The following is a 2,372-nucleotide window of genomic DNA, read 5'->3' as shown; positions in this document are numbered from 1 at the left end:
GATCGCGGTGGACTACGCCTCCCACTCCCCGGCGGTCCAGGAGCTTCGCGAGGAGTTGCTGGCGGCCCTGGGGCCGATCGTCCCCGCCGTGGGCACGGTCCCGGTCTACAGCTCGGTGACGGGTGGCCCGATCGACGGGTCGGCCATGGACGCGGAGTACTGGTACACCAACCTGCGGAAGCCGGTCGACTTCACCGGGGCCGTGTCGGCCCTGCTGGGAGCGGGCCGCCAGGTGTTCCTGGAGATGAGCCCGCACCCCGTACTCACCATGAGCGTCGAGCGGACCGCGGAAGCCGCCGGAGCGACGGTCGCCGCCCTGGGCACCCTGCGGCGCGGCGAAGGCGGTCCAGGCCAGTTCGTCCGCGCGCTGGGCAGCGCCCATGTGCATGGAGTGACGGTCGACTGGAAAGCCGTCTTCCCCGACGCCACTCACGTGGACCTGCCCACCTACGCCTTCCAGCGCAGTCGCTTCTGGCCCACGGATCCTGTCGGTGCCGTCGATGACACCCCGGTGGCGGAAGGCCCCCAGGACATGCTGGACCTGGTCCGCGGGCATGTCGCCGCCGTGCTCGGCCATCGACGGGCCGCCGATGTCCCGGCGGACCGCGCCTTCTCCGACCTCGGACTCGACTCGCTGACCGCGACCCAGCTGCGCACGGCCCTCAGCGACGCGACCGGCCTCGACCTGCCGATCAGCCTCGCCTTCGACCACCCCACACCGGCCGCGGTCGCCGCGTTCCTGACCGGGGTCACCGACACCCCGGTCCGGCGCACGGTCGCCGCGGACGACGGCGATCCCGTGGTCATCGTCGGCATGGCGTGCCGGTACCCCGGCGGCGTCGCGGACCCCGAAGGGCTGTGGCGTCTCGTCGTCGACGAGCGGGACGTCGTGTCCGGATTCCCGACCGACCGCGGCTGGGATCTCGACCAGCTGATGCTGGCCAGTGCGACCACGCAGGGCGGGTTCCTGCACGACGCTGCCGGGTTCGACGCCGAGTTCTTCGGCATCAGCCCACGTGAGGCGCTTGCCATGGACCCCCAGCAGCGCGTGCTGCTGGAGACGGCGTGGGAGGCGGTGGAGCGGACCGGGATCGACCCGAGCACCTTGCGCGGCAGCGCGACCGGTGTGTTCGTGGGCGCGTCCCAGCAGGACTACCTGGGGGCGGCCGACGGGGAGAACGCGGGGCTCGGCGGTCTGGTCCTGACCGGCAAGATGTCCGCCGTGCTGTCCGGCCGCATCGCGTACACGCTGGACCTGAAGGGACCCGCGGTCACGGTGGACACCGCGTGTTCGTCGTCGCTGGTGGCGCTGCACATGGCCGCCCAATCCGTGCGCAGCGGGGAGAGCACCCTCGCCCTGGCGGGCGGTGTCGCCGTGATGGCGACGCCGTTCGCCTACGAGGAGTTCACCCATCAGGGCGGCCTGGCCGCGGACGGCCGGTGCAAGGCGTTCTCGGCGGAGGCGGACGGGACCGGCTGGGCCGAGGGTGCCGGGCTCGTGGTGCTGGAACGGCTGTCCGCGGCCACCCGCAACGGGCACCGGGTGCTCGCCGTGCTGCGTGGTTCGGCGGTCAACCAGGACGGCGCGTCCAACGGTCTGTCCGCTCCCAACGGGGTGGCACAGCAACGGGTGATCCGGCAGGCGCTGGCGAACGCGCGCCTGCGCCCACAGGACGTCGACATGGTCGAGGCGCACGGCACCGGTACGGTGCTCGGCGACCCCATCGAGGCCAACGCCCTGATCGCCGCGTACGGGCAGGACCGTGAACAGCCGCTGTGGCTGGGCTCGATGAAGTCGAACATCGGCCATGCCGCCGCGGCGGCGGGCATCGGCGGCGTGATCAAAACGGTGTCCGCGCTGGCGCACCGGCTCATGCCGCGCACCCTGCACGTGACCGAACCGGCGCCCACCGTGGACTGGCCGGCCGGGGTCCGGGTGCTGACCGAAACACTGGCGTGGCCGGAGACCGACAGGCCACGTCGTGCCGGAGTGTCCTCCTTCGGCGTGTCCGGCACCAACGCGCACCTCATCCTCGAACAGGGGCCCGACCGCCCTGACGAGGCGTCTGCCGTGGACGACGGGCCGACCGGGGTGCCCTGGCCGCTCTCCGGGCGCACCCCTGAGGCCCTGCGGGCGCAGGCGGCCCGGCTGGCCGAGCACCTCCGTGACCGTCCCGACCTGCGTCCGGTCGATGTGGGCCTGTCGCTCACGACCTCGCGCACCGCTCTCGCCTGCCGTGCCGTGGCCTTCGGCCCGGACGACCTCGACCGGCTCGCCACCCAGGACCAGGCCATGCGCACCCTCGACTCCCGTCCGGTGTGGGTGTTTCCGGGGCAGGGGGCGCAGTGGGTGGGGATGGCGGTGGAGTTGT

At 72.8% G+C, this 2,372-nt stretch carries 1 protein-coding gene; it reads left to right on the top strand.

Translation table 11 applies throughout. From position 1 onward, the window contains the following. Positions 1 to 2,372, top strand: a 2,372-nt coding sequence (locus IEJ02_RS47675) for a polyketide synthase (protein ID WP_191070489.1), incomplete at both ends; no start/stop codon positions are given.

Source organism: Streptomyces sp. 5-10 (assembly GCF_014712245.1).
Lineage (GTDB): Bacteria > Actinomycetota > Actinomycetes > Streptomycetales > Streptomycetaceae > Streptomyces > Streptomyces violaceusniger.
The sequence above is the reverse complement of the archived record's forward strand: the minus strand, read 5'-3'. Positions and strand labels throughout refer to the sequence as shown.